At 56.6% G+C, this 1365-nt stretch carries 1 protein-coding gene and 3 tRNA genes; all 4 read left to right on the plus strand.

Annotated features, from left to right (window positions below; translation table 11 throughout):
- Positions 1–403 precede the first annotated feature (403 nt).
- Positions 404–489: transfer RNA gene (locus RQI28_RS19630), tRNA-Tyr, on the plus strand.
- A 47-nt stretch (positions 490–536) separates the two neighbouring features.
- Positions 537–610, plus strand: a tRNA-Gly gene (locus RQI28_RS19635).
- A 43-nt stretch (positions 611–653) separates the two neighbouring features.
- Positions 654–728, plus strand: a tRNA-Thr gene (locus RQI28_RS19640).
- Positions 729–799: 71 nt separating this feature from the next.
- Positions 800–1365, plus strand: a 566-nt coding sequence (locus RQI28_RS19645; RefSeq protein ID WP_311224348.1) for a GTP-binding protein, incomplete at its 3' end; no start/stop codon positions are given.

Raw genomic sequence — 1365 nt, forward strand, 5'->3', positions numbered from 1 at the left:
TCGGGGCGCTTTGCTTTGCAGGGCTAGATCTCCACTCCCGGCATTGGTTGATGCGCGTCGTGACCAAACATATTTTTCAACGTCGCGACCGATAACACTGGTGGCGATCTCATGATGTTATGACTGATTTAACAGGCATTGTTCTATCGTGAAATTCTTGCTGGGTCCACGCAGGAGACGACTTGATGCGACTTTGTTGTCATGTAGCTTGATCTGAGTGCGCTAAGCATGCTGTGTGCAACGTATTTAGATCTACTCATCCGAGGGGCTCTCCTCGCCGTGAGGCTTTCCGCGTATGGTGAGAGAGCATGCTCACGCGGGGTGCGCTCGTTCTTGCGCTGGATAGAAAAATCCTGCAAAGTTCCAAGCAGGCCAATTAAGCTGCTATAATTCGGAATTCTCCGGAGGGGTGCCCGAGTGGCTAAAGGGGGCAGACTGTAAATCTGTTGGCTTACGCCTACACTGGTTCGAATCCAGTCCCCTCCACCAGATTTGAGTTGTGCGCTGGGCGCTGCTGCGAAGGCCTTGTGGTCGATGCGGGAGTAGTTCAATGGTAGAACCCTAGCCTTCCAAGCTAATGACGCGGGTTCGATTCCCGTCTCCCGCTCCAGTCTGGTGAAGTGAGATACTTCGAGGTCTTTGGCCATCGAAGCGCCCATGTGGCTCAGTGGTAGAGCACTCCCTTGGTAAGGGAGAGGTCGCGGGTCCGATTCCCGCCATGGGCACCAATTCAAGGCGCAGCTAGTTGAGGTTGCGCCAATATCCAAATGTGTTGGTATAGGTTTTTTCGGAGTCGAAAATGGCAAAAGGTAAGTTCGAACGTACCAAGCCCCACGTCAACGTGGGCACCATCGGCCACGTGGACCATGGCAAGACGACGCTGACCGCAGCGATCGCCACCGTGCTGTCCGCCAAGTTCGGCGGCGAAGCCAAGGCCTACGACCAGATCGACGCAGCACCTGAAGAAAAGGCCCGCGGCATCACGATCAACACCGCTCACGTGGAATACGAAACGGCTAACCGCCACTACGCCCACGTCGACTGCCCAGGCCACGCCGACTATGTGAAGAACATGATCACCGGCGCTGCCCAGATGGACGGTGCCATTCTGGTGTGCTCGGCCGCTGACGGCCCGATGCCCCAGACCCGCGAACACATCCTGCTGGCTCGCCAAGTGGGCGTGCCTTACATCATCGTGTTCCTGAACAAGTGCGACATGGTCGACGACGAAGAGCTGCTTGAACTCGTCGAAATGGAAGTGCGCGAACTCCTGGACAAGTACAACTTCCCAGGCGACGACACCCCGATCATTCGCGGCTCCGCCAAGCTCGCTCTCGAAGGCGACAAGGGTGCCCTGGGTGAAGG

Origin of the sequence: Acidovorax sp. WCS2018Noco2-16 (assembly GCF_031843945.1) — a bacterium.
Lineage (GTDB): Bacteria > Pseudomonadota > Gammaproteobacteria > Burkholderiales > Burkholderiaceae_C > Paracidovorax.